Here is a 591-nt window from a genome sequence, read left to right on the forward strand (position 1 = left end):
AATCACGAATGATTAAATTGGCACTGAATGATACTGCTATCATTCTTTTTTACTTTTGAAAACTCTTGATAAATACAAAGTATCTATCAGAATTTTATTATCAGCTTTTCCAAATTTTTAAAGAGCAGAGAATCAAAAACTTCTCAAAATTAAACACACTCAATTCTCAGGTGATGTTGCTACCCGATAAAGAATATTTATTTTTAAGAAGTAAAGTGGTGGAGCTAAGCAGGATCGAACTGCTGACCTCCTGCGTGCAAGGCAGGCGCTCTCCCAGCTGAGCTATAGCCCCACATATGCTGGTCTTATTGTTTGTTATCCGACTTCATTTTAATCCCAGTTATAAGATTAATAAGAAGTGGTGGGTCTGGGTGGATTTGAACCACCGACCTCACCCTTATCAGGGGTGCGCTCTAACCAACTGAGCTACAGACCCAAACAATAAGTGTTGTTCTCTTTACAATTAACAATCATCTGTGTGGACACTACGAACAAATAAGTTCTAAATCGTATAAGGAGGTGATCCAGCCCCAGGTTCCCCTAGGGCTACCTTGTTACGACTTCACCCCAGTCATGAATCACTCCGTGGTA

Annotated in this window: 2 tRNA genes and 1 rRNA gene; all 3 read right to left on the reverse strand. The window is 39.9% G+C overall.

Annotated elements, in window-relative coordinates:
• Window positions 1–216: 216 nt before the first annotated feature.
• Window positions 217–292 (reverse strand) — tRNA-Ala (locus PSH41_RS20030).
• Between the two features lie 67 nt (window positions 293–359).
• Window positions 360–436 (reverse strand) — tRNA-Ile (locus PSH41_RS20035).
• A gap of 76 nt (window positions 437–512) precedes the next feature.
• A 16S ribosomal RNA gene (locus PSH41_RS20040) occupies window positions 513–591 on the reverse strand; the annotation flags it as partial.

The organism is Pseudoalteromonas sp. CST2 (genome assembly GCF_028599385.1).
Taxonomy (GTDB): Bacteria; Pseudomonadota; Gammaproteobacteria; order Enterobacterales; family Alteromonadaceae; genus Pseudoalteromonas; species Pseudoalteromonas atlantica.